We start from the raw sequence: 22,702 nt of genomic DNA, 5'->3' as shown, positions 1-22,702 counted from the left end.
CGTAGCGTGGCGGTTGGGGCGAGTCACGGGGGCGGGCTCGACCTCCCGCTCAAGTCTCCTCGCGTCCCTAATCCAGATTCTTGCCCGAAGTTTCCGGCAACCAGAACAAGGTCACGACCAGCGCCATGGCGACGACGCCGACGGTGTACCAGAGCCCCGAAAAGGGATCGCCGGTGCGGGCGACGATATATTGGCTGATGAAGGGCAGGAACCCGCCGAAATAGCCTGTTCCGATATGATAGGGCACCGACAGCGAGGTATAGCGGATCCGCGCCGGGAACAGCTCGACCAGCAAGGCCGCGACGGGACCGTAGGTCATTCCGCTGAGCAGGCCGATGATGATGATCGCGATCACCACCTGGACAGCGCTGGAGAGCGGCGGCACCGTCTTCTCGAGACGATAGCCCGCCGCGGCGAGGGCAGGCTCGAGCTGGGCCGGATCCTCCGCGTCCACGGTGCGGGCGCCGATCCGCACCTGATAGGCATCGCCGCGCCAGCCCGAGGTCGGCTCGAGATGATACGCGATACCGCGGCGGGTGAGCGCGTCCAGCGCCCGTCCGCACGGGGTCGCCTGCTGTCCTTGTGCGAAGGGGTTATAGTCGCAACCGGCCCCCTGAACGATCACCGGGTTCCGCTCCATCGCCTCGGACAGCTCGGGATTGGCGGCCGCCGCCATCCAGTGGAAGAGCGGGAAGATGAGGAGGATGGTGAGGGCATAGCCGATCACGATCGGCTTCTTGCGGCCGACCCGGTCGGACAGCCATCCGAACAGGATGAACCAGAAAATGCTGAAGGCGGCCGCGATGCCGACCATCAGACGCGCGGCGGTGTCGTCGATCCTGAGCGCGTTCTGAAGGAAATAGAGCCCCTGGAACTGGGCGGTATACCAGATCACGGTGAGTCCCGCGGCGATGCCGAAGAGCGAGACGAAGATAAGCTTTACCTGGCGCCCGCCGCGGAAGCTCTCCCGCAAGGGGTTGCGGGCGGTCTTTCCCGCGTCCTTCATCGCCTGGAAGACCGGGCTCTCCTTCAGCTTGAGCCGCACCCAGAGCGACACGGCGAGAAGCAGCAGCGATACCAGGAATGGGATCCTCCAGGCCCAGCTGTCGCGCGCCTCCGGATCGACCAAGGCGTTGGTCGTCAGCACCGTCACCACGCTGAGCAGGAAGCCCCCGATCACGCTGGCCTGAATGAAGCTGGTGTAGAAACCGCGCTTGTTCCGCGGCGCATGCTCGGCGACGTAGATGGCGGCGCCGCCATATTCGCCGCCGAGGGCCAGGCCCTGGAGCAACCGGCAGACGACCAGCAGGATCGGCGCGGCGATGCCGATCTGGGCGTAGGTCGGCAGCATTCCGACGGCGGCGGTGGCGAGCCCCATCAGGGTGATCGTGATGAGGAAGGTGTATTTGCGGCCGAGACGATCGCCGATCACCCCGAACAGGACCGCACCGATCGGGCGTACGCCGAAGCCCGCGCCGAACGTCGCCAGAGTGAGCAAGAACGCCGCCGTGGGGTTGGTCGTGGGAAAGAAGAGCGTCGCCAGGACGGGAGCCAGCGTTCCGTAGATGAAGAAGTCGTACCATTCGAAGACGGTGCCGAGCGACGACGCGACGATGACCAGCCGGTCGCGCTTCGGATCGATCACATGATCGTCGGCTTCGCCGCCGGAGGCGTCCGCCCCACCGACATTCTCGGCCATCGAAGCCATAGACCCTCCCCTTCCCCAGCATGCAGAGTAAGCGGGGAAACGGCCGTGCGGCAAGCGGGAGCTGGCGTTGCGATTACAGCAACGGGAGCTTGCCGACTATGTCCGTTCTCAGAACGGATGGCAGCCGCCTTGCACGCCATCGGCGACGACGGGGCGGTTGCGCGGCTCGGCTGAGACTTAGGGTCTGTCCTGGTCAGGCTCAGGCGATCCCGACACCTCCCTCTGGCCAGGACAGACTCTTAGACCTTGAGATGATCGAGGACCGCCGGAAGAAGCTGCTCGGCCGCTCGGACGGCGGAATCGGGTTCGTCTCCGAACACGCCGTCCAGGGCCAGGCGGACGAAGCCGTGGACCATCGACCAGGCGGCGATCGTGGCCGGGGCCTTCCCTGGCGTCTCCGCGGAAGCGGAGCCGCCCGCCACCGCCCCATCGATGATCGCGTAGGAACGCTCGCAGGCCCGCGCATATTCCTCATCTTCGCGGTCGACGAGAGAATAGCGCCACATCAGGTCGAACTTCGCCGGTGCGGCGAGGGCGAAGCGGACATAGGCCAGCCCCTGCGCACGGATCCGGCCGTCTTTGGCGGCGGCGGCATCGGCCGCTTCCAGGGCATCGCCGAACTGCACGAAAGCGCGGGTTGCCAGCGCGGTCAGCAACCCGCGGGAATCGCCGAAATGATGGGCCGGCGCCGCCGGCGACACGCCCGCCCGTCGCGCCGTCTCGCGCAACGAAAAGCCGTCGACGCCGCGTTCCAGGATCAACGATTCGGCTGCCTGGAGGAGGGCGTCGCGAAGGGCGCCATGATGATATTGACGTCTGTCGCGTGGACCGGTCTTGACACTGTTCAGATTGTCGCTCATACGCTATCTGTACATCGTTAAGATAGGAGCGGCAACATGCTTGATCCAGATCTCGCCTTCCGTATCGGCGGCCTCCTCGCCATGACCGGGTGGGCCGGCCTTCTCGTCTCCTTGTTCTTCGCGCCCGCGCGCCCGGCGGCTGTCGCCGCCGCCCGCCTGGGGCTTCCGGCGATCCTCGCCCTCGCCTACATCCTGCTCATCGCCGCCGGGTGGAACGCCGAAGGCGGCGGCTTCGGCTCGATCGCGGAGGTCCGGGCGCTGTTCGCCGACGACAGCGCACTCGCCGCCGGCTGGCTCCATTATCTCGCCTTCGATCTGTTCGTGGGCGCCTGGATCGCGGAGGAAGGCCGCCGCCACGGCATCCACCCCCTCCTCCTCGTCCCCTGCCTCGCTTTGACCTTCCTGTTCGGTCCCGCGGGCCTGCTGCTCTTCCTTCTGCTCAGGCTCGCTCTTCGCCAGCCGCGAAAGGAGATCCCGGCATGACCAGTCTCGCCCTCCCCCAGACCGCGGCGAAGGTGACCGCGGCTCGAGCGACGTTGATGTCGCGCCAAGGCACCCTCGCCCGCTACGGCCTCGGCCTCGCCCTCCTTGCAGCGGCGGCCGCCGCGATGATGGCGATCGACCCGCGCACGTTGCCGAGCGGGATCAACGTCTGGATGAAGCCGACCAAGTTCCTGGTCTCCGTCTCGATCTTCGCGCTCACCATGGCCTGGTATTTCGGCTTCGTGCGGCCGGAGCGCCGCGGATCGCCGTCCATGCGGGTCACCGCGGCGGTCCTGATCGCGTCCGGCACCTTCGAGCTCGCCTGGATCGGATGGCAGGGTGCGAACGGGCTCGAGTCCCATTTCAATGTCGACACGCCCTTCTACGCGCTCATGTACGGCCTGATGGGCCTGTTCGCGCTGATCCTGACCGCGACGACCCTGCCCCTAGCGTGGGAAATCGCGCGGCGGCCCGCCGCTCATGTCAGCCGCGACCTCCAGGCGGCGCTGGTGATCGGGCTGGTCCTCACCTTCCTCCTCGGCGCCGGCTTCGGCATTGCCGTCGCCGTCAACGGAGGGCATTCGGTCGGGCCGGAGGCCGGCGCCGTCCCGGTCTTCGGCTGGAACCGGAGCGGCGGCGATCTGCGCATCGCCCATTTCGTCGGCATCCATGCCCAGCAGGCGATCCCGCTCCTCGCCTTCGCCGCCCGAATTTTGCCCGAGCGCCGGCGCTGGCAGGTGCTGATCGTCGGCACGGCAGGTTATGTCGGGGTCGCGGTCGCCCTGTTTGCACAGGCCGCGGTCGGCATGCCGCTTCTCCCGCTCTAGCAACCTGATCGATCCATATCGGCGGCCGCCGCTTCCCAGTGACGGCTGTCGAACGCCTTCACGGTCGCCTTGAGACGGGAAGGATCGTCGAGCGCGTTGGCGTTGACGCTCCAGGCGTCGGGATGCGACCGCGGCTGGTAGAAGCTCTTCACGCCGCAGATACGGCAGAAGAGGTGGTTCGCCGTCCTGGTTCCGAAGCGATATTCGGAGAGGCTATCGGCGCCGCGGATCAGTCGAAAGTCGCGGTGAGGAACGATCAGATGCCGAAAGCCGGTGCGAATGCAGATCGAGCAATTGCAGTCGAACAGTTCCACCGGCTCCGGCAGCTCGGCCGAGAAACGGACGGCGTCGCAATGGCATCCCCCCTCGACCTTCATCACCTCGGCTCCTTAACGCCCACCGTTCCCGGAGCGGCGTCGGGACACATAGCGTCCGGCAGCCGCCTCGTCACACCGGACGGCGTGCGAACGGGTGCGACGAATGGGTTGCGGACGCGGCAATCCCGCCTCACCTGAGGCCTGTGACCGAACTGCCGCTCCAACATTGCTTTCCGCCAGTGGTGCGGCCGGACACGCGCTTGCTCCTGCTCGGCAGCCTGCCCGGCGCCGTCTCCCTCGCACAGGGCCGCTATTACGCCCACCCGCGAAACCAGTTCTGGCGGCTGGCGAGCGCGGTGATCGAGGTCGACCTGGCGGAGCGACCCTATGAGGAGCGGCTGGAAGCGCTCCTCGATGCCGGCATCGGGCTGTGGGACACGGTCGCGGCGGCGCGCCGGCAAGGCAGTTTGGATGCCGACATCCGGCTGCACGCCGCAAGCGACCTGCACCGGCTGGCCGTCGATCTGCCCGAGTTGCGGGCGATCGGCTTTAACGGCGGGACTGCGGCGCGGATCGGCCGCGACCAGCTTGGGTCGGGGCACGGGCTCCATCTCGTCGATCTGCCGTCGAGCAGTCCCGCCTACACGCTGCCCTTCGAGACGAAACGGGATGCCTGGCAGCGTCTGCGCGACTATCTCTGACTGCGGCAGAAGGCGACGATCTTCTCCGCAAGTTCGGACCGGGCGATGACGATATCCGGCACGATCGTGTCGGCCCGATTGTAGCGCAGCGGCTCGCCGTCGATTCGGCTGGCGTGCAGGCCCGCACCGAGGGCGACGGCGGCGGGCGCGCAATTGTCCCACTCATGCTGCCCGCCGGAATGGAAATAGATGTCGGCATCGCCGGCGATGACCGCCGCGGCCTTGGCGCCCGCCGAGCCCATCGGCGCGATCTCGGCGCCGAGCCTCTCCGCCAGCGCCTCGGCCAGGGCCGGCGGCCGGGTCCGGCTGACGAGCATCAGCGGTCGTGGTCGCGAGGCTTCGGGCGGCGAAGGACACTGGTCCGAACGGAACAGTTGCCCCCGCGCCGGCAGAGCGACCGCGCCGATCCGCGGCTGGCCTTTCACCGCCAGCGCGACATGGACCGCCCAATCGTCGCGTCCCTCGCCATATTCCCGGGTGCCGTCGAGCGGATCGATGATCCACGCCCGGTCGCTGGCGAGGCGCTCCGGCCGGTCCGGGCTCTCCTCGGAAAGGACGGGATCCTGCGGGCGCCATTCGGCGAGGGCGGTCAGGATGAAGGCGTTGGCGACCTTGTCCGCGACATGGCCAAGCGCCGCGCCCTGGAGCAGCCGGCTCCCCCGCAGCTCGGCAAGCAGCCGCCCTGCGCCTTCCGCAAGCCGCGCCGCCAGCTCCTCGTCCGTCATTCGCCCCCGCCCTTTCCGTGCTTGGGGCGCCCTTGCCGCAATTCCGCCACGAAGGCGAGAGAGTTCGCGGCCCGCCATGGTTAACGGCTTCTTTACCGCTACCGTATATCTACGGTGGTCATTGGGGATGACTTGAAGGGGGGATATTTCAGATGGACATCATCCTGGCCGCATTGCTGGCGGGAAAGACGGTCCTGCCGACGATCGACCGTCAATCGCTCGAGCTCCAGGCTCGGGCGGAGGCGCTTCAGTCTCGCGCCGCGCCGGCCTCGGCGCGTCGGCCGGCCGTGCGCCGCGCCGCCAGCTCGGGATCGCTGGATCTCGGTTCGATCACCACAATCTGCCGCGCCGCCGGCAATCAGACGGATCCGGCCGGTTTCATCACGCGCATCAGCCGCGCTTACTCCCTGTCGAACGACGAGAGCAGCTCGCTTCGCTCGAGCTGCGCCGCCTATCTCGCCGGCCGCGCCGACGCCGGGCGCACCGCCGACTGAACGGAATACGGCCGACGCCGTGAGCGAGCCATTCCGGGCCGCTGCCCGGCACGTCCTTGCCTTTGGACCGGTCTTCGGAGGCAAGGATCGTTGCCGCGCCGCGCGCGCCGGAATGGCTCGCCGATGGCCGCTCGGCGCGTGACCTCGCCTAGATATTCGGCTAGCGCCGCCGCGGTGAACGGCGCGGATTTCCTGATCATCGGCGGCGGCGTCGCCGGGCTGTCGGCTGGCGCCCGGCTCGCCCGACACGGCCGCGTCGTCGTGCTCGAGGCGGAGGCGGCGCTCGGCTTCCACAGCTCCGGCCGAAGCGCGACCTTCTCCCATTTCGGCATCGGCAACCGCATCGTGCGCTCTCTGACGGCGCACAGCCGCGATTTCTTCATCGCCGCCGGCGACGGCGTCCTCGCCCACCAAAGCCCGGCCCTGTTCGTCGCCACCGAGGAGATGGCGCCGACCCTGGAGGCCCTTCACCGCGACATGGCGGCGCACACGAACAGCCTCGTCCGGGTCGACGAAACGGAAATGCAGCGCCTGTGTCCGCCGCTGCGCATCGGCGCCGACTCGATCGTCGACGGCCTCCTCTATACGGAAGGACTTCGGCTCGATTCCGACGCGCTGCTCCAGGCCTATGCGCGGGAGATCCGCGCTGCCGGCGGGATCGTCGAAACCGGCCGCCGGGCCGCCGCTGTCGCCTTCGAGGGCGGCACGTGGAGGATCCGGACCGACCAAGGCGAGCTTTGGTCGGCGCCGGTGCTGATCGACGCCGCCGGCGCCTGGGCGGACGAAGTTGCTGCGCAGGCGGGCGTCAGGCCGCTCGGCCTCAAGCCGTTGCGGCGGACGATCATCGTCGTCGATGGCCCCGCCGGCGCGGACGTGCGCGGCTGGCCGTTCGTCAAGACCGCCGTCGACGATTTCTACATCCTGCCGGAATCGGGCCGTCTGATGGCGTCGCCGGTCGACGAGGTCGAAAGCGGCCCGTGCGACGCCCAGCCCGAGGAATATGACGTCGCCCTCGCCGCCTGGAAGGTCGAGCGCTACACCACGCTTTCGGTCGCCCGGATCGCCCATCGCTGGGCGGGCTTGCGAACCTTCACGACCGATCGCACGCCCGCCCTCGGCTTCGATGAGGACGCTCCCGGCTTCTTCTGGCTTGCCGGTCAGGGCGGGTTCGGCCTGCAGACGGCTCCCGCGGTCGCCGAGGCGGTCGAGGCCTTGGTCACTGGCGCCGCGTGGCCGGAGCGGCTCGCGGCCGCCGGCGTCGGCGCCGAGGACGTCGACCCGAAGCGGCTACGCCAGCCTACTTGATCATCGGCCTTGAAACATGCTGCTAGGCGCTTCGTTGGGAGCGCGATGCGAGCAGGGGTGGACGTCGATCTGAAGCCTGGCCCCGGGGCCGAAGCGGACGCGCCGCCGCAGCCGCCCCTGTCGCGCGTGCGACTGGTCAAGCGAACGGCCAAGATCGTCGCCGTCCTGCTGGCGCTGATCATCCTGTGGCTCGTCCTCACCGCGCCGCTTTCGCGTTCGCTCCAGCCGGTCGGCGCGCCGGGGCTGACCATCTTGTCGGCAGAGGGCGAGCCGATCGCGCGCCGTGGCGCGATCATCGGCGAGCCGGTCGACGTCGCCCAGCTTCCGCCTCATGTCGGCCAGGCCTTCCTCGCGATCGAGGACCGCCGCTTCTACATGCATATCGGCGTCGATCCCTGGGGCATCGCCCGCGCCATGGTCCGGAACCTGCGGGCCGGGCGTGTTCGGGAAGGCGGAAGCACGATCAGCCAGCAGCTGGCCAAGACCAGCTTCCTCAGTCCCGACCGCACCGCCGCGCGTAAATTCCAGGAGGCGCTGATCGCGCTCTGGCTGGAGGTCTGGCTGAGCAAGGAGGACATCCTCAGCCGCTATCTGTCGAATGTCTATTTCGGCGACAATGTCTACGGGCTGCGCGCCGCCGCCCGACACTATTTCGACTCCGATCCGGAAGAGCTGACCGTGGCCCAGTCGGCGATGCTCGCCGGTATCGTCAACGCACCCTCCCGCCTCGCCCCGACCAGCAATCTCGAGGGCGCGCAGCAGCGCGCGCGCCTCGTATTGGCCGAGATGGCCGAGGCCGGATTCATTACCGAGGAGGAGCGGGAGGAGATGCGACCGGCGCGGCTGCGGCGCGGCGGCGGCGACGACGTGCCGACCGGCACCTATTTCGCCGACTGGGTCATTCCCCAGGCCAGCGGGCTTGCCGAAGGCAGCTATGGCGAGAGGCAGGTGGTGACGACACTCGAAGGCGACCTGCAGCGCCTCGCCGTACGCACCGTCCGCCGCGCCGGTCTCGGCCGCGCCCAGGCGGCGCTGGTCGCGATGCGGCTCGACGGCCGGGTCGTCGCGATGGTCGGCGGCAAGGATTACCGGCGCAGCGCCTTCAACCGCGCGACCCAGGCCCGGCGTCAGCCGGGATCGGCCTTCAAGCTGTTCGTCTATCTGGCCGCCTTCCGCGCCGGCTATACGCCGGAGACGCCGGTCAACGACATTCCGATTCGGCTCGGTGCCTGGGAGCCGCGCAATTATGGCGACCAGTATCGCGGCCGGATCAATGTCCGCGAGGCAGTCGCCCAGTCGAGCAACTCGGTGGCGGTGCAGGTGCAGGAACGGGTCGGCCGCGATGCGGTGATTCGCGCCGCTCGCGACCTCGGCGTCACCTCCACGCTGCGTCCCGAGCCGAGCCTGGCGCTCGGCGTCAATGGAGTCAGCCTGCTCGAGCTCACCGGGGCCTATGCGGCGGTGGCCGCCGGCCGCTATCCGATCCGCCCGCATGGTCTCCCCGAGCAGAGCCGCGGCTGGTTCGGCGGCTCGGCGGCCGACGATCTCAGCCGCGACCGCGCCTTTCCGATGCTTCGCGACGTCTTCTACGCGGTCGTCGATCGCGGCACCGGCCGCGCCGCGGCGCTCTCCATCCCCGCATTCGGCAAGACCGGCACGACCTCGGACTATCGCGATGCCTGGTTCATCGGCTTCGCCGGCGATCTCGTCGTCGGCGTCTGGATCGGGAATGACGACAATCGGCCGCTGCCCGGCACCAGCGGCGGCGGCCTGCCGGCGCGGATCTGGCGGGATTTCATGGCCGATGCGCTCGGGACGCGGCCGGTCCGGCGTCCGGCTCCGGTGCCGCTGTCGCAGACGGACCGGGCGCCGACGGCGACGGAGCCGGACAGCGACCAGGCTCCGGCGACGCCGGAACCGTCGGCCGGGACGCTTCCGACCTTGCCGCGGCCGGCGCCGGGCGACCAGGCGCCTGGACCACAAACGGCGCCGCCGCCGCCCACCTTGCCGCGCGACCAGCTACCGCCGCCACCGCCGGCGCAATGATGCCGCCGAAGAAGAAAGCCCCCGATCCGCTGCAGCGGATCGGGGGCTTTTAGAGGCTCCGCAATGGGAGCGAATGGCGTCGGATCAGATCCCGGGCGGCGGAGCGCTCGCCCGCCGCGCGCGGCGCCGGTCATAGACCTTCTTGGCGCCGTAGGCGCCCATCGCTGCGAGGCCGAGCGGGGTGAAGGCGCGCCGCAGCAGCCAGGGCGCCGCGGCGCCGAACAGAGCGCCCCTGAAACCGTCGTTCCGGCCGGCGACCCGACGGCCGATCCCGGCACCGATAAGCTTGCCAATCATTGCTTGCTCCCGTCATGGATGTGCGTTGACACAAGAGCGTCGCAGCGGCGCGAATGTTCCGGCCACCAAGTCAAAGGAGGCACGCAGTGAGCAGCGAACGCAACGGCCACCGGTTTTTCATCGAGCGGCTCGTCATCGCGCTCATCGTCATCGGCATCGCTCTCCTGCTGTGGAACCTGCGCGGCCTGTTCCTCTTGATCTTCGGATCTGTGCTGGTCTCCGTAATCCTCAACATCGTCGCGGCGCCGATCCGGCGGCGCCTCGGCCTTCCAGATTGGGCGGCGCTCACCGCCGCCGTCCTGATCGTCATCGGGATCGTCGTCGGCGCTTTCTGGACCTTCGGCGCGCAGGCGGCCCTGCAGGCGGAAGCGCTGAGCGAGCAGGTCCCCGCCGCCTGGAGCGCGCTGGAGGCGCGCCTGGACGCCTGGGGACTGGGAGATACGGTCCGGGAGTGGACCGCGAGCCTGGGCTCGGGCGGCGGCGTCGTCTCCAATGTCGGCAGCCTCGCCGTCAGCGTCGGCAACGGCATCGCCGACACCCTGCTCGTCGTCGTCGGCGGAATCTACCTCGCCTCGCAGCCCGATCTCTACCGGGTCGGGATGATCAAGCTGGTCCCCGAACGCGGCCGCGGGCTTGCCGCGGACGCCATCGAAGCGAGCGGACGGGCGCTGCGGCTATGGCTGCTCGGGCGGCTGGTGTCGATGACGGTCGTCGGGCTGCTGACCTGGATAGGGCTGGCGCTGATCGGCGTGCCCTCGGCGCTGGCGCTGGCGCTGCTCGCCGCCCTGCTCGAATTCGTGCCCTTCATCGGCCCGATCGTCGCGGCGGTGCCGGCGATCCTGCTCGCCTTCGCCGGAAGCCCGCAGGCCGCGATCTGGACTGCGTTGCTCTTCCTCGCGATCCAGCAGTTCGAGGGCAATGTCCTGGAGCCGCTGGTGCAGCAGCGGGCAGTGGATCTGCCCCCTGCCCTTTTGCTCTTCGCCCTAGTCGCCGGCGGACTGATCTTCGGCATCGTCGGTCTCATCCTGGCGGCGCCGCTGACCGTCGTGCTCTACGTGATGGTGAAGCGTCTCTACGTCCAGGAAGCGCTGCACACCGCGACGAAGCTCCCGGGCGACGGGCAGGCTTGAGTCGGAAGACTTAGCGCAGGAACAGCTCCGCGCAGGCCTCGACGACGGCATCGGCATCGAGACGATAGGTGCGGTAGAGAGCGGGCAGATTGCCGGTTTGGCCGAAGCGATCGACGCCGAGCGGGCTCACCTTGTGACCGAGGACACCGCCCAGCCACGACAATGACGCCGGCGCGGCATCGATCAGGGTCACCAGCCCGGCGGTCCGCGACAGCGGCGCCAGCAGTCGCTCGACGTGAGAAGGCGCCAGGGCGCGCCCGCCCCATCGGGCGGCGAGCGAGTCGCTCCAGCCGCGATGGAGCAGGTCCGGCGAGGTGACGGCGAGCAGCCCCAGCCCGGGGAGATCGTCCGCGAGCGCTTCCCAAGCGGCAAACGCCTCCGGGGCCATCGCCCCTGAATAGACCAAAGCTGCCTCCGCACCGGGTGCGGGCGGACGCAGCCAATAGCCACCGGCGAGCGCGTCGGCCTTCCAGCTCTCATCCTCGCGCTCGACCTGGCGGATCGTGCGGGTGGTGAGGCGCAGATAGACGCTTTCCCCCGCCGGATCCTGGATCAGCCGGAAAGCCTCTTCGATGAACAAGGCGAGCTCGTCCGCATAAGCCGGCTCGTAGTGACGCAGCCCCGGCTGGCCCAGCGCGATGAGCGGCGGGTTGATCGACTGGTGGGCGCCGCCCTCCGGCCCGAGCGTCACGCCCGAGGGCGTCGCCACCAGCAGGAAGCGTGCATCCTGGTAGCAGGCATAGTTGAGCGCATCGAGGCCGCGGGCGATGAAGGGGTCGTAGACGGTGCCGATCGGGAAGAGCCGCTCCCCGAACAGGTCCCCGGCGAGGCCCATGGCGGCCAGCATCAGGAAGAGGTTGTTCTCGGCGATGCCGAGCTCGACATGCTGGCCCGCCTGGTGCCCCGACCATTTCTGCGCCGACGGGATGCGAGCCTGGGCGAAGACGTCCGCGAGCTCGCCGCGGCGGAACAGGCCGCGCTGGTTCACCCAGGCGCCGAGATTGGTCGAGACGGTGACGTCAGGGGACGTCGTGACGATCCGGCTTGCGAGCGCGCTGCCGCTGCGGGACAAGTCGAGCAGGATGCGCCCGAACGCGGCCTGGGTGGACTGCTCCTCGCCTGTCGGGGCAGGAATTGCCGGTACCTCGGCCGCGTTCCAGGCGCGCTCGGCCTTTTCACGGGCGATGCGGCTGCGCTCGACCAGCGCCTGCACGGCTGCGGCGGCATTGCCGCCGAGGCCTGCCCATTTCTCCCATTCCTGGCCTTCGCTTATGCCCATGGCATCGCGAAATCCGGCGATCTGGGTCGGCGTCATCAGACCGGAATGATTGTCCTTATGGCCGGCGAACGGCAGTCCGTAACCCTTGATCGTGTAGGCGATGAACAGGGTGGGCACATCGTCCTGCGCCCCGTCGAACGCCTCGACCAGGCAGGCGATGTCGTGGCCGCCGAGATTGGTCATCAGCGCCTGCAGCATCTCGTCGTCGCGGCGGTCGAGCAGCGGCTTCACGCCGTGGCCGAGATCCTGAAGCAACCGCTCGCGCCAGGCGCCGCCGCCGAGATAGGTCAGCGCCGCATAATCGGCATTGGGAGTCCGGTCGATCCAGTCGCGTATCGCCTCCCCGCCGGGCTCTTCGAAGGCGGCCTGCTGGGCCTTGCCATATTTGAGGGTGACGACGCGCCAGCCGCAGGTCTCGAAGATGTCGTCGAAGCGGTCGAACATCCGGTCGGCGGTGGTCGCGTCGAGCGACTGGCGGTTATAGTCGACGATCCACCAGCAATTGCGGATATCGTGCTTGGCCGCTTCGATCAGGCATTCGTAGATATTGCCCTCGTCGAGCTCGGCATCGCCCATCAGGGCCACCATCCGGCCGACCCGGTCCGGCGCGATCAGGCCGTGGGCGAGCAGATAGTCCTGGACCAGGCTGGCGAAGGCGGTGACGGCGACGCCGAGGCCGACCGATCCGGTCGAGAAGTCGACCGGAATGCAGTCCTTGGTGCGGCTCGGATAGCTTTGCGCCCCGCCGAAGCCCCGGAAGGCCTCGAGCTGCTCGCGGCTCTGGCCGCCGAGCAGGTAGTGGATGGCGTGGAGCACGGGCCCCGCATGGGGCTTCACCGCCACCTTGTCGTTCGACCCCAGCGCATGGAAATAGAGCGCCGCCATGATCGCCGTCATCGACGCGCAGGAGGCCTGATGGCCGCCTACCTTCAGACCGTCGGGACTCTCGCGCAGGTGATTGGCATGATGGATCGTCCAGGAGGACAGCCAACGCAGGCGCTCTTCGACCAGGCGCAGGGCTTCGAGATCAGGCGATTGGGTCTTCTTGAGCATGGCGGGGCCTTAGCGTCCTTCGCACGCAGCGGAAACCTGGCGGGCGACGCTTGCCGCCTCATCCTGCCGACTGTATTGCTCCGCTACATCAGAGAAGGACGGCAAACCGGTGTTCAAAGATTTGGCCCTTAGCCGCCGCACGTTCGGCGGGAAGCCGCTGCAGCGCCGTCCCGCGGCCGGAGGCGGTTGAGATGGCCGGCGCGCGACCGCTTTGGGACGACGACGAAGCGCCCCCGCCAGCGGTCGCCGATCGGAATGCCTCGCTCGGATTCGAGCGCCTGCACGCGCTCGTCCGCGGCGGCTACAAGCCGCAGATCGGCACCGCGACCGTGGACACGTCGATCGTGCTCGATCATCGCGGCAAGGCGCCGCGCCTGCGCCTGTTTCCGGACGGATCGATCCGCGTGCTCGAACGCAATTGGCCCGTCCACGCGGAGGGCGACGGCGACCCGTTCCTGATCCGGGCCGAGGACGAGATCAGCTATCGAAAGCTGGCGCGATTCATCGAGAACCTGGCCGGCCGCCGGCGCGGCAAATGGCGGCGGCGGCTGTTCCCCTTCTGAGATCGGGTTCCACCGGGACGGAGGCGGATGAGCCTCAGCGCATCGACAGCAGCCGCAGCGGGTTCTCGAGCAGCTTCTTCAAGTCCTGGATGAAGCTCGCCGCGTCCCAGCCGTCGACGACGCGATGGTCGCAGGACAGAGACAGGTTCATCATCTTGCGGATCTCGAGCTCGCCATCGACGACGACCGGCATCTCCTTGACCTTGTTGACGGCGATGATCGCCACTTCGGGGCGATTGATGACGGGCGTCGAGACGATCCCGCCCATCGGCCCAAGGCTCGAGATGGTGATGGTCGATCCGGAAAGCTCTTCACGGCTCGCCTTGCCGGCGCGGGTGGCCTCGGCCAGCCGGAGAATCTCGCGCGCGATACCCCAGACGTCGAGGCTTTCGGCATGGCGGATGACCGGCACGGCGAGGCCGCTGTCGGTCTGGGTCGCCATGCCCATGTGGACCGCGCCCGAACGGTGGATGATGCCTGCGTCGTCGTCGAACGTCGCGTTGATCTGGGGATAGTCCGTCAGCGTGCGGCACATCCCCGTGATCAGGAAAGGCAGCATCGTGAGCTTGGGGTTGTCGCCGCGGTCGGCATTCATCATCGCCCGGGTCTGTTCCAGCGCGGTGACGTCGACCTCGTCGACATAGGTGAAGTGCGGGATGCGGCGCTTTGCCTCCTGCAGATTCTCGGCGATGCGTCGGCGAAGTCCGACGACCTTGACGTCCTCGTCCGTGCGCCGGCCCACCGGGCCGCGCGCCATACCGCCACCCTGGTAGAGCAGGTAGGCGTCGAGATCGGCGTGACGGATGCGGTCGCCCGAAAACTTGACCGCGGCGAGATCGATGCCGAGATCGCGGGCGCGCTGGCGAACGGCGGGCGAAGCCAGCGGCCGCGCCATCGGCTCCGCCGCGGCCGCCGTCTCCCCTTCGGCCGGCACGTCTCCGGCGCGCCGTTCGCCCTGCCGGCGGTCCGGGCTAGCGCGCTCTTGGGCGCGGCGCTCCTCACCCGAACGGCGATCGCCTTGCCGCCGATCTTCGTCCGTCGGCTCCGCCGACGCCCGCCATTCGCCGACTCTGCGATCCTCGCCGCCCCTTTCCTCTGACCGCCGGTCCGCTTCGGCGCCACGGCGATCGGCCTGGGTCCGCCGCTCGTCCGGCTCGATGTCGGTGGTCGGCACCTCGAGCGCATCGGGGACTTCCGCGAGCCCATCGGCGAGCGGCTCCTCCGGCGCTTGCGCGTCCGCCTCGCCTTCGGTCTCGACGACCATGAGCACGCTGCCGATGGCGACCTGATCGCCGACCGTGCCGCCGACCTCGACCACCTTCCCGGCCACCGGCGATTCCATCTCGACCGTCGCCTTGTCCGTCATCAGGTCCGCGATCGGCTGGTCCTCGGCGATCTCGTCGCCGACCTTGACGTGCCAGGCGACGATCTCGGCCTCGGCGATGCCCTCGCCGATGTCGGGCAGCTTGAATTCGTAGCGGGCCATGACCGGTCAGTCCTCCAGTGCCTTCTTGAACGCGGTGCCGAGCCGGATCGGGCCGGGGAAATAGGCCCATTCCAGCGAATGCGGATAAGGCGTGTCCCAGCCCGCGGCGCGCTGCACCGGCGCCTCGAGATGATAGAAGCAGCGCTCCTGCACGAGCGCGCTCAACTCCGCGCCGAAGCCGGCCGTGCGCGTCGCTTCGTGAACGACGACGCAGCGGCCGGTCTTCCGCACGGACTGCTCGATCGTCTCGATGTCGACCGGGACGATCGTCCTCAGATCGATGACCTCGGCATCGATTCCGTTCGCCTCGGCGGTCGCGATCGCGACGTGAACCATGGTCCCGTAGGCGAGGACGGTGAGCGCCTGCCCTTCCCGGGCGATGGCGGCCTTGCCGATCGGAACCGTGTAATAGCCTTCCGGCACTTCGGCCCTGGGATCCTTCGACCAGGGCGTCACCGGTCGATCGAAGAAGCCGTCGAACGGGCCGTTATAAATGCGCTTGGGTTCGAAGAAGACCACCGGATCGTCGCTCTCGATCGCGGAGATGAGCAGGCCCTTGGCATCATAGGGGTTGGACGGGATCACGGTCGTGATGCCGGCGACATGGGCGAACAGGGCCTCGGGCGACTGGCTGTGGGTCTGTCCTCCGAAGATGCCGCCGCCATAAGGCGAGCGGATGGTCAGCGGTACATACCATTCCCCGGCCGTCCGGTAGCGGATCCGCGCCGCCTCCGAGACGACCTGGTCGAAGCCGGGATAAATGTAATCGGCGAACTGGATCTCGGCGACCGGCCGCAGTCCATAGGTCGCCATGCCGATGGCGACGCCGATGATCCCGTTCTCCGAAATCGGCGCGTCGAAGACGCGCGAGCGGCCATATTTGTCCTGGAGTCCGGCAGTGACGCGGAACACGCCGCCGAAAAAGCCGACATCCTCGCCCATCACGACGACATTGTCGTCGCGCGCCATCATCACGTCGTGCGCCGAGTTGAGCGCCTCGATCATGTTCATCGCGGTCATTTGCGCTTCGTCTCCAGCTCGGCGGCCATCTGCGCCTGCTGCTCCTTCAGGTGCCACGGCATCTCGGCATAGACGTCCTCGAACATGGTCCTGACGTCGTGCGGAAAGTCGATGGTCGAGGCGACCAGCACGCCCTGCTTCTCCGCCTCGCGCTGGGCGGCACGGACCTCGGTCGACAATTGGGTCTGGAGGGACTCGTGCTGCTCGTCGCTCCACTCCCCGAGATTGATCAGGTGCCGCTTCAGCCGCTGGATCGGGTCGCCGAGCGGCCATTTCTCGCCGGCGCCCTGCGGGCGGTAGGCGGCCGGGTCGTCGCTCGTCGAATGGCCTTCCTTGCGGTAGGTGAAATGCTCGATCAGCGTCGGCCCGAGATTGGAGCGGGCGCGGTCCGCCGCCCACAGGGTCGCGGCATAGACGGCGAGCGGATCGTTCCCGTCGACGCGAAGGCCGGCAATGCCGTAGCCGACCGCCCGCGCCGCAAAGGTGGTGAGCTCACCGCCGGCAATGCCGGCAAAGCTCGAGATCGCCCACTGATTGTTGACGAGGTTGAGGATCACCGGCGCGCGATAGACGCCGGAGAAGGTCATGGCGCTGTGGAAGTCGCCTTCGGCGCTCGATCCCTCGCCCACCCAAGTCGCGGCGATGCGGCTGTCGCCCTTGATCGCGGAGGCCATCGCCCAGCCCACCGCCTGCGGCAGCTGGGTGGCGAGATTGCCGGAGATGGTGAAGAAGCCGTGCGCCCGGTCGGAATACATGATCGGCAGCTGACGGCCCTGGAGCTTGTCGCCGCGATTGGAGTAGATCTGGCACATCATGTCGACGAGCGGATAGTCGCGCACGACCAGCAAGCCCGGCTGGCGATAGGTCGGGAAGCACATGTCCTCACGGTCGAGGGCATGGGCCGCGCCGACGGCGACCGCCTCCTCGCCCGTCGACTTCATGTAAAAGCTGGTCTTGCCCTGGCGCTGCGCCCGATACATGCGATCGTCGAACGCCCGCACCATCATCATGTCGCGCAGCATCCGGCGCAGCGTGTCCGGGTCGAGCCGGGGATCCCAGGGACCGACCGCATTGGCCTCGTCGTCGAGCACCCGCACCATCGTGAAGCAGAGCGGATGGGTCTCGGCGGGCTGCGCCGTCACGTCCGGCCGCGGCACGCTGCCGGCGGCGGGAATCTGGATTCGGCTGAAGTCGGGCTCGTCCCCCGGCCGGGCGTCCGGCTCGGGAACGTGAAGGGAGAGCGCCGGCCGGTTGCGGCGCTCGATCTTGTCGGCCATTCTCTACCCTGTTTCTGGCGGTTCGCGCCGGCGTTAGTCCATTTTCGCGGGCGATGCACCCCCTTGCCACGCGGCGCCGTCGAGACCGAAAGCCTTGAGAGGAAAGGCCATGAAGCCGCTGCTGAACCTGCTCGCCTTCGCCGCGCTGACACTCGGTGCCGGCTGCGCCACAATCGCCCAAACCGCGCCTTCCCCGACCTACGTGGTGCGCCACCTGAACACGCCCGAGGGTGAGCGAGATCCCGATCTGACGGCTGAAGGCGCAGCCCAAGCGGAACGGCTCTCCGACTGGGGCTTCGGCCCTTCACCTCGGGCCATCTACGTGACCGACTTCAAGCGGACCCGCCAGACGGCGGCGCCGCTCGCGACCCGGCTTGGCCTGGAGCTTCTGGTCTACGATCCCGCGGACACGCCGGGGCTCGTCGAGCGCGTCCGCGCGGGGCCGACACCAGCGCTGATCGTTGGCCACAGCAACACCGTCCCGGACATCGTCGAGCAGCTCGGCGGAGCGCGCCCGGGGCCTCTCGTCCACGAGGATTTCGGCGATCTGTGGATCGTCGGATCAGACGGCGCGACCCGGAGGCTGCGGATCGGCGCGGAGGCGACCGTTCCCGACGCGCCGCGCTAGCCCCGCTTGCCGAGTGGGCCGAACGAAGCCGGACTCTCCCTCAGGATCCGGCAATGGACGCCTCCTCCACGATGACGGCCGGCGCGAGACCGCTATGCGGGCAATGATTCCAATGATCGGAAAAGACGTGACTTTCCAAGAATTCGCCGGCTGATCCCGGGCCTCGACTTGACGAGTTCGGACCGCGCCTTTCTCCACACTCGGAAGCGCTGCCGGATTAACTGGACTCATCTGGACGAATAGGTCACCTTGACTCTCGAGGGCAACGGTTCGAGTCCAGTATCTGGAGCCGTCCGATGAGCAAAGGCGGGGTTCCGAGTTCGATTGCCACACCGGCAAGGCCGCCGGGCCTCCTTGCCCGGCTGCTGGCCGGTCCCACCCTTCCCGGCCTTGCCGCGCGGATCGCCGCCCGCTTCGCCCCTTCAAGACCGGTGCGTCTCGGCAAGCGGGTCATCGCCATCCGCCACGCCCATGTCCGCGAGCTGCTTGGGCGCGACCTCGACTTCGGCATTGCTGCGGTGAATGTGGGCAAGATCGAGGAGGTCAATGGCGGTCCCTTCATCCTCGGCATGGACCGATCGGCCGCGCTCGAGCGCGAGCGGAGGGCGCTCTACAAGGCCCTGGCGGCGGTCGACCTCTCGCGCCTGCGCGAAGGCGCGGCGGCGGACGCGGCGGCCCGTCTCGCCGCTGTCCCGGCCGGGGGCACGATCGACGCAGTCGAGGCCTATGCCCGACCGATTGCGGCGCGGACGGCGCAAGGCCTATTCGGGATCAACGGTCCGGACGACCTCATATTCATGGAAGTAGCCCGATCGATCTTCGCCCACACCTTCCTCAATCTCGGCGGCGACGAGGCCGCGAAGCAACGCGGCATCGAGGCGGGCAGGCTCATGCAGGCGTGGCTGGCCGAGGAGATTGCGCGGCGGCGGGCTAATGCGGCCCCGGGCGACGACCTGATGGGGCAACTGATCCGGCAGGGCCTTCTCGACGACGACGCGATCCGCCGCGCACTCGGCGGCATGATGGTCGGCAGCATCGACACCACGGCCACCTGCGTGGCGAAGATCCTCACCGTGATCGGACGAGAGCCCGGGATGCAATATCGCATGCAGGCCGACCTCGCCGACCAGGATCGCCTCTACGGCTGGTGCCTCGAAGCCCTGCGCAAGTGGCCGCATAATCCGATCCTGCTGCGCGAGGCGACGGCCGGCACCAGCCTGAGCGGGCGCACGATCGGGCAAGGCGAGCGCGTGATCGCCTGGACCGAAGCGGCGATGCTCGATCCCGCCGTCTTTCCAGGTCCAACCCGGCTGCGGCCAGACCGCGATCGCGCCGCCTACCTGCATTTCGGCGGCGGCCTTCACCCCTGTTCGGGCAGGGCGGTCAATCGTTTCCAGATCCCGCTGCTCGTCGGGGCGCTCGTGTCGCGCGGTCTCGCCCGGATCGGCTCAGTCCGCTGGGCCGGTCCCTTTCCCGGCCATCTCGACGTGACGCTGAGGGAAGGAAGCGCCTGATGGATTCGCTGATCACCATCGTCGCCGCGGTCAAGGATAGCGACGTTGCCGCACTTCGCCTGCAGATCGCCGCGCTCGGCAACCCGGCGGCACCGGAGGTCCGGGAAGCGCTGGACCGTACCGACGACGACGGTGCAGGCACCCATTTCATGAGCCTCAGCGCGATCGCGGCAGGGGAGGATGAAGAGGCTCACCTGATCCTCGAATTCACGGCCGACGGGAACGAGGACCGGGCGATCGAGCGGATCGTGTCGGCCATCGGTCCCCGGCTGGAGCCGATCTTCGCGAGGGCAAGAGACTGGCGGAACAATGTCGGTCTGCTGGCCTATCTGCGTGCCCATCGGATCGGAATCGGATCCGGGCTGCTCGACAATCCCGGTCTCGCCTTTGCCGGAACGCCGGCCATGACGGTGGGACGCATTCGCGCCGAAGCGGCGCTCGCCGCCTTCGTTGCCGCGCGGATCGACAGCGGCGTCGCCGGCCAGCGGCCGATCGACCGGCTGGCGGCAGTCCGTCGTGACGTCGCGGCCGACCCGGCTCATCGCTGGGCGCTCGAGCCGCCGCCGCCGCCGGGCCGCGACGAGCGCTCCATCTCGATCCTCTCCGGCATCGGCCTCTTCGCGGGGCCCTTCGTGCGCACCTTTTTGTGGCCCCTGGGCATCCTGATTGCGGCGGCCTTCCTGATCGCGCTGTTGATCGAGGGCGAGATCGGCGAAGCGCTCGGCGCCGCGCTGTGCGCGCTCGGCATCCTTGTGGCCGCCACCCTCCTCGGTCTCGCATTTCTCTACCTCAAGCTTCGCCGGCTGGAGGAGAGCGACTGGACCGACGGCCGGGCAGCCGAAGCGGCCACGCTGAGGGAGATCGTCTCCCGGGAGAATCATTGCGCCCAGAACCATATGATCTCGGTGACGGTGCGGAAGCCGGGGCCGGTTCGCTGGCTGACCATCCGCCTCGTCTTCTGGCTGATCGGCCAACTCGCCACCAAGGTCTACCAACCGGGATTCCTGGGCGGGATCTCGACCATCCACGCTGCGCGCTGGATCACCGTGCCCGGGACCCGAAAGCTGATCTTCTTCTCCAATTTCGGCGGCAGCTGGGAAAGCTATCTGGAGGATTTCATCACCCGCGCCCATGCCGGGCTGACCGCGGTCTGGTCGAATTCGATCGGCTTCCCAAGGGCGCGCAACCTGTTCCAGGACGGCGCCACCGACGGCGAGCGCTTCAAGCGCTACGCCCGCGCGAGCATGGTTCCGACGCTGTTCTGGTACAGCGCCTATCCGGCTCAGACGACCGACCATGTCCGTTGCAACGCCACTTTGCGTCGCGGCTTGGCCGCGGCGCTCACCAATGACGAAGCGGCGCGGTGGCTGGCCCTCTTCGGATCGGCCTCCCGGCCGGACGCGAAGCTGGAGAGCTTCGATATACAGAGCCTGGTCTTCGGCGGCCTCGGCTTCATGCCCCATGGCGCCTGCCTTCTCTACCGCTTGCCGGACGATCCGGCATCGGCCCGGGCATTCATGGCCGCCATCCACCCGCAGATCGCGTTCGGCGACGGCCGCAAGCTCCGCCGCCAGGCGGTGCTGACCGTCGCCCTCGCCGCCGGCGCCCTGCGCAGGCTCGGCCTCCCCGACGAGTGCGTCAGCGGTTTTCCCGCCGCATTCCTCGAGGGGATGAGCCATCCCGACCGTGCCCGCATCCTCGGCGATCTCGGAGATAATGATCCGGACACCTGGTCATGGGGCGACGCCCGCCACGATCTGGCGCTGCTCGCCTACGGACGGACGGAGCAGGCGATCGCTCGGCTGGAAGCGGTGATCACGGCCCATGCGGCGCGCGCCGGCATGGGTGAGCCGCACCGAATCCCGCTCGCCCGCGTCGAAAAGCCCGCGGTAGAGCCGTTCGGCTTCGTCGATGGCGTCTCCCAACCGATCATCCGCGGCAGTTACCAGAGCTATCGCAACAACGATCCCATCCACCTGGTCGAGCCCGGCGAGTTCCTGATCGGCTATCCCGATAATCGCGGCAACTTCCCGCCCGAGCCCGAGCTGTCGCCGCTCGCGGATCCGGACAATCTTCTCCCCGTCGCCGACAGGAGCCGCAGCTTCGGCAACAGCGTCGTCGAATCGCCCCGAGCGATCGGCCGCAACGGCACCTTCCTCGTCATCCGGCAGCTCGAGCAGGACGTGAAGGGGTTCTGGGACTATTGCTGGTCCGAATCGCGGCGGCTCCAGACACGGCTGCCGCCCCCCTATGACGTCCGGCCCGACTTCATCGCCGCCAAGCTGATCGGCCGCTGGCGCGACGGCTCCTCACTCGTCCGCAACCCTTATTATCCGCTGCCGAAGGAGATCGAGAAAAGGGCGAAAGAGAAAGCGGCCGAGAAGCCCAGCGCGGAGGCGCAGCCGCTGGCCGCGGAAGCCACCTCGCGGACGGCGCGGCCGCCGACCAATCCCGCGGATCAGGCCGCCATTCCCGCCGCGACCGCGCGCAATCCGCGCGGCGACAACGATTTCCTCTATGGCGTCGAAGACCCGCAGGCGCTGCGCTGTCCGTTCGGCGCACACATCAGGCGCGCCAATCCGCGCGATTCGCTGAAGCCGGGCTCGTTGGAGCAGGTCGGCATCTCCAATCGCCACCGCATCTATCGCCTCGGTCGGCTCTACGCGCCAAGGCCGGGAGAGAAACCGGGCCTGCTGTTCATGTGCCTCAACGGCGACATCGAGCGACAGTTCGAGTTCATCCAGCAGACCTGGCTGGTCAGCCCCGCCTTTCACGGCCTGGTGGGCGAGCAGGATCCGCTCAACAGCCACGGCGACGGCGCCAGCGGCTATATGGTGCCGAGCCAGGACGGTCCGGTGCGCTTGAAGCCGCTGCCCAAATTCGTCCGGACCCTTGGCGGCGGCTATTTCTTCATGCCGAGCCGCACCCTGCTCGCCTTCCTCGGCGGACTCTGACCGAAGCGCGCAAACAAAAGCCCCTCCCGCGAGGA

Annotated in this window: 20 protein-coding genes; 11 read left to right on the top strand and 9 right to left on the bottom strand. The window is 68.3% G+C overall.

Annotated features, from left to right (window positions below):
* Nucleotides 1-67: 67 nt before the first annotated feature.
* Together DDE10_RS06100 and DDE10_RS06095 are read right to left on the bottom strand one after the other, a co-directional pair.
* On the bottom strand, nucleotides 68-1,699 hold the full coding sequence (locus DDE10_RS06100) for an MFS transporter (protein ID WP_114952274.1): 1,632 nt from the start codon (nucleotides 1,697-1,699) through the stop codon (nucleotides 68-70).
* 248 nt (nucleotides 1,700-1,947) lie between these two features.
* On the bottom strand, nucleotides 1,948-2,568 hold the full coding sequence (locus DDE10_RS06095; protein ID WP_114951861.1) for a TetR/AcrR family transcriptional regulator: 621 nt from the start codon (nucleotides 2,566-2,568) through the stop codon (nucleotides 1,948-1,950).
* A 36-nt stretch (nucleotides 2,569-2,604) separates the two neighbouring features.
* Here DDE10_RS06095 and DDE10_RS06090 point away from each other — a divergent pair, with 36 nt between their 5' ends.
* Nucleotides 2,605-3,051, top strand: a complete 447-nt coding sequence (locus tag DDE10_RS06090; protein ID WP_114951860.1) for an ABA4-like family protein — start codon at nucleotides 2,605-2,607, stop codon at nucleotides 3,049-3,051.
* Nucleotides 3,048-3,878: a hypothetical protein gene (locus tag DDE10_RS06085; protein ID WP_114951859.1), complete on the top strand. Its 831-nt coding sequence runs from the start codon at nucleotides 3,048-3,050 to the stop codon at nucleotides 3,876-3,878. The genes DDE10_RS06090 and DDE10_RS06085 overlap by 4 nt, the downstream gene beginning before the upstream one ends.
* On the opposite strand, the gene DDE10_RS06080 is transcribed toward DDE10_RS06085, so the two are convergent.
* Nucleotides 3,875-4,255, bottom strand: a complete 381-nt coding sequence (locus DDE10_RS06080; protein WP_114951858.1) for a GFA family protein — start codon at nucleotides 4,253-4,255, stop codon at nucleotides 3,875-3,877. The genes DDE10_RS06085 and DDE10_RS06080 overlap by 4 nt on opposite strands.
* Nucleotides 4,256-4,398: 143 nt before the next feature.
* On the opposite strand from DDE10_RS06080, the gene DDE10_RS06075 reads away from it, so the two are divergent.
* Nucleotides 4,399-4,896, top strand: a complete 498-nt coding sequence (locus tag DDE10_RS06075) for a DNA-deoxyinosine glycosylase (protein WP_284734473.1) — start codon at nucleotides 4,399-4,401, stop codon at nucleotides 4,894-4,896.
* Here the strand turns inward: DDE10_RS06075 and DDE10_RS06070 are convergent.
* Nucleotides 4,887-5,621, bottom strand: a complete 735-nt coding sequence (locus DDE10_RS06070) for a 3'(2'),5'-bisphosphate nucleotidase CysQ (protein WP_114951857.1) — start codon at nucleotides 5,619-5,621, stop codon at nucleotides 4,887-4,889. The genes DDE10_RS06075 and DDE10_RS06070 overlap by 10 nt on opposite strands.
* Before the next feature lie 152 nt (nucleotides 5,622-5,773).
* Between DDE10_RS06070 and DDE10_RS06065 the strand changes: the two genes are divergently transcribed.
* The 3 genes from DDE10_RS06065 to DDE10_RS06055 all read left to right on the top strand — a co-directional run bounded on the left by DDE10_RS06065 (nucleotide 5,774) and on the right by DDE10_RS06055 (nucleotide 9,466).
* Nucleotides 5,774-6,115: a hypothetical protein gene (locus DDE10_RS06065; protein ID WP_114951856.1), complete on the top strand. Its 342-nt coding sequence runs from the start codon at nucleotides 5,774-5,776 to the stop codon at nucleotides 6,113-6,115.
* Nucleotides 6,116-6,238: 123 nt separating this feature from the next.
* Complete coding sequence (locus DDE10_RS06060; RefSeq protein ID WP_162806377.1) at nucleotides 6,239-7,420, top strand: NAD(P)/FAD-dependent oxidoreductase; 1,182 nt, start codon at nucleotides 6,239-6,241, stop codon at nucleotides 7,418-7,420.
* Between the two features lie 45 nt (nucleotides 7,421-7,465).
* Nucleotides 7,466-9,466 carry a transglycosylase domain-containing protein gene (locus tag DDE10_RS06055; protein WP_284734472.1) on the top strand — a complete coding sequence of 667 codons (2,001 nt, stop codon included), beginning with the start codon at nucleotides 7,466-7,468 and terminating at the stop codon, nucleotides 9,464-9,466.
* Between the two features lie 84 nt (nucleotides 9,467-9,550).
* Here DDE10_RS06055 and DDE10_RS06050 read toward each other — a convergent pair whose 3' ends face one another.
* A complete protein-coding gene (locus DDE10_RS06050) occupies nucleotides 9,551-9,763 on the bottom strand; it encodes a hypothetical protein (protein WP_114951854.1) in 213 nt (70 codons plus the stop codon).
* 86 nt (nucleotides 9,764-9,849) lie between these two features.
* On the opposite strand from DDE10_RS06050, the gene DDE10_RS06045 reads away from it, so the two are divergent.
* A complete protein-coding gene (locus DDE10_RS06045) occupies nucleotides 9,850-10,893 on the top strand; it encodes an AI-2E family transporter (RefSeq protein WP_162806375.1) in 1,044 nt (347 codons plus the stop codon).
* A gap of 10 nt (nucleotides 10,894-10,903) precedes the next feature.
* On the opposite strand, the gene DDE10_RS06040 is transcribed toward DDE10_RS06045, so the two are convergent.
* Nucleotides 10,904-13,225, bottom strand: a complete 2,322-nt coding sequence (locus DDE10_RS06040; RefSeq protein ID WP_114951852.1) for a transketolase — start codon at nucleotides 13,223-13,225, stop codon at nucleotides 10,904-10,906.
* A 191-nt stretch (nucleotides 13,226-13,416) separates the two neighbouring features.
* Between DDE10_RS06040 and DDE10_RS06035 the strand changes: the two genes are divergently transcribed.
* Nucleotides 13,417-13,788, top strand: a complete 372-nt coding sequence (locus DDE10_RS06035) for a hypothetical protein (protein WP_114951851.1) — start codon at nucleotides 13,417-13,419, stop codon at nucleotides 13,786-13,788.
* Nucleotides 13,789-13,822: 34 nt separating this feature from the next.
* On the opposite strand, the gene DDE10_RS06030 is transcribed toward DDE10_RS06035, so the two are convergent.
* The 3 genes from DDE10_RS06030 to DDE10_RS06020 are packed head-to-tail and all read right to left on the bottom strand — an operon-like array spanning nucleotide 13,823 to nucleotide 17,571.
* Nucleotides 13,823-15,274 carry a dihydrolipoamide acetyltransferase family protein gene (locus tag DDE10_RS06030; protein WP_114951850.1) on the bottom strand — a complete coding sequence of 484 codons (1,452 nt, stop codon included), beginning with the start codon at nucleotides 15,272-15,274 and terminating at the stop codon, nucleotides 13,823-13,825.
* A 6-nt stretch (nucleotides 15,275-15,280) separates the two neighbouring features.
* Nucleotides 15,281-16,294: an alpha-ketoacid dehydrogenase subunit beta gene (locus DDE10_RS06025; RefSeq protein ID WP_432653709.1), complete on the bottom strand. Its 1,014-nt coding sequence runs from the start codon at nucleotides 16,292-16,294 to the stop codon at nucleotides 15,281-15,283.
* Nucleotides 16,291-17,571 (bottom strand): 3-methyl-2-oxobutanoate dehydrogenase (2-methylpropanoyl-transferring) subunit alpha, encoded by a 1,281-nt coding sequence (locus DDE10_RS06020; protein ID WP_114951849.1) that lies wholly within the window; start codon nucleotides 17,569-17,571, stop codon nucleotides 16,291-16,293. Before DDE10_RS06020 ends, DDE10_RS06025 begins: the two co-directional genes overlap by 4 nt.
* A 109-nt stretch (nucleotides 17,572-17,680) precedes the next feature.
* Here DDE10_RS06020 and DDE10_RS06015 point away from each other — a divergent pair, with 109 nt between their 5' ends.
* The 3 genes from DDE10_RS06015 (at nucleotide 17,681) to DDE10_RS06005 (ending at nucleotide 22,667) form a co-directional block, all read left to right on the top strand.
* Nucleotides 17,681-18,199, top strand: coding sequence for a SixA phosphatase family protein (locus DDE10_RS06015; RefSeq protein WP_114951848.1), 519 nt, complete (start codon nucleotides 17,681-17,683; stop codon nucleotides 18,197-18,199).
* A gap of 296 nt (nucleotides 18,200-18,495) precedes the next feature.
* Nucleotides 18,496-19,713, top strand: a complete 1,218-nt coding sequence (locus DDE10_RS06010; RefSeq protein WP_114951847.1) for a cytochrome P450 — start codon at nucleotides 18,496-18,498, stop codon at nucleotides 19,711-19,713.
* The gene (locus DDE10_RS06005; RefSeq protein ID WP_114951846.1) at nucleotides 19,713-22,667 is read left to right on the top strand and encodes a hypothetical protein; all 2,955 of its coding nucleotides are present in this window, start codon (nucleotides 19,713-19,715) and stop codon (nucleotides 22,665-22,667) included. Before DDE10_RS06010 ends, DDE10_RS06005 begins: the two co-directional genes overlap by 1 nt.
* Nucleotides 22,668-22,702: the final 35 nt, after the last annotated feature.

This window comes from Sphingosinicella terrae, assembly GCF_003347635.1.
Lineage (GTDB): Bacteria > Pseudomonadota > Alphaproteobacteria > Sphingomonadales > Sphingomonadaceae > Allosphingosinicella > Allosphingosinicella terrae.
The sequence above is the reverse complement of the archived record's forward strand: the minus strand, read 5'-3'. Positions and strand labels throughout refer to the sequence as shown.

Coding starts and splice junctions, on each gene's coding strand:
- DDE10_RS06085 (WP_114951859.1), top strand. CDS start 3,048: ATGACCAGTCTCGCCCTCCCCCAGACCGCGGCGAAGGTGACCGCGGCT.
- DDE10_RS06040 (WP_114951852.1), bottom strand. CDS start 13,225: ATGCTCAAGAAGACCCAATCGCCTGATCTCGAAGCCCTGCGCCTGGTC.
- DDE10_RS06015 (WP_114951848.1), top strand. CDS start 17,681: ATGAAGCCGCTGCTGAACCTGCTCGCCTTCGCCGCGCTGACACTCGGT.
- DDE10_RS06090 (WP_114951860.1), top strand. CDS start 2,605: ATGCTTGATCCAGATCTCGCCTTCCGTATCGGCGGCCTCCTCGCCATG.
- DDE10_RS06035 (WP_114951851.1), top strand. CDS start 13,417: ATGGCCGGCGCGCGACCGCTTTGGGACGACGACGAAGCGCCCCCGCCA.
- DDE10_RS06060 (WP_162806377.1), top strand. CDS start 6,239: ATGGCCGCTCGGCGCGTGACCTCGCCTAGATATTCGGCTAGCGCCGCC.
- DDE10_RS06025 (WP_432653709.1), bottom strand. CDS start 16,294: ATGACCGCGATGAACATGATCGAGGCGCTCAACTCGGCGCACGACGTG.
- DDE10_RS06030 (WP_114951850.1), bottom strand. CDS start 15,274: ATGGCCCGCTACGAATTCAAGCTGCCCGACATCGGCGAGGGCATCGCC.
- DDE10_RS06095 (WP_114951861.1), bottom strand. CDS start 2,568: ATGAGCGACAATCTGAACAGTGTCAAGACCGGTCCACGCGACAGACGT.
- DDE10_RS06010 (WP_114951847.1), top strand. CDS start 18,496: ATGAGCAAAGGCGGGGTTCCGAGTTCGATTGCCACACCGGCAAGGCCG.
- DDE10_RS06100 (WP_114952274.1), bottom strand. CDS start 1,699: ATGGCCGAGAATGTCGGTGGGGCGGACGCCTCCGGCGGCGAAGCCGAC.
- DDE10_RS06070 (WP_114951857.1), bottom strand. CDS start 5,621: ATGACGGACGAGGAGCTGGCGGCGCGGCTTGCGGAAGGCGCAGGGCGG.
- DDE10_RS06050 (WP_114951854.1), bottom strand. CDS start 9,763: ATGATTGGCAAGCTTATCGGTGCCGGGATCGGCCGTCGGGTCGCCGGC.
- DDE10_RS06020 (WP_114951849.1), bottom strand. CDS start 17,571: ATGGCCGACAAGATCGAGCGCCGCAACCGGCCGGCGCTCTCCCTTCAC.
- DDE10_RS06055 (WP_284734472.1), top strand. CDS start 7,466: ATGCGAGCAGGGGTGGACGTCGATCTGAAGCCTGGCCCCGGGGCCGAA.
- DDE10_RS06080 (WP_114951858.1), bottom strand. CDS start 4,255: ATGAAGGTCGAGGGGGGATGCCATTGCGACGCCGTCCGTTTCTCGGCC.
- DDE10_RS06065 (WP_114951856.1), top strand. CDS start 5,774: ATGGACATCATCCTGGCCGCATTGCTGGCGGGAAAGACGGTCCTGCCG.
- DDE10_RS06005 (WP_114951846.1), top strand. CDS start 19,713: ATGGATTCGCTGATCACCATCGTCGCCGCGGTCAAGGATAGCGACGTT.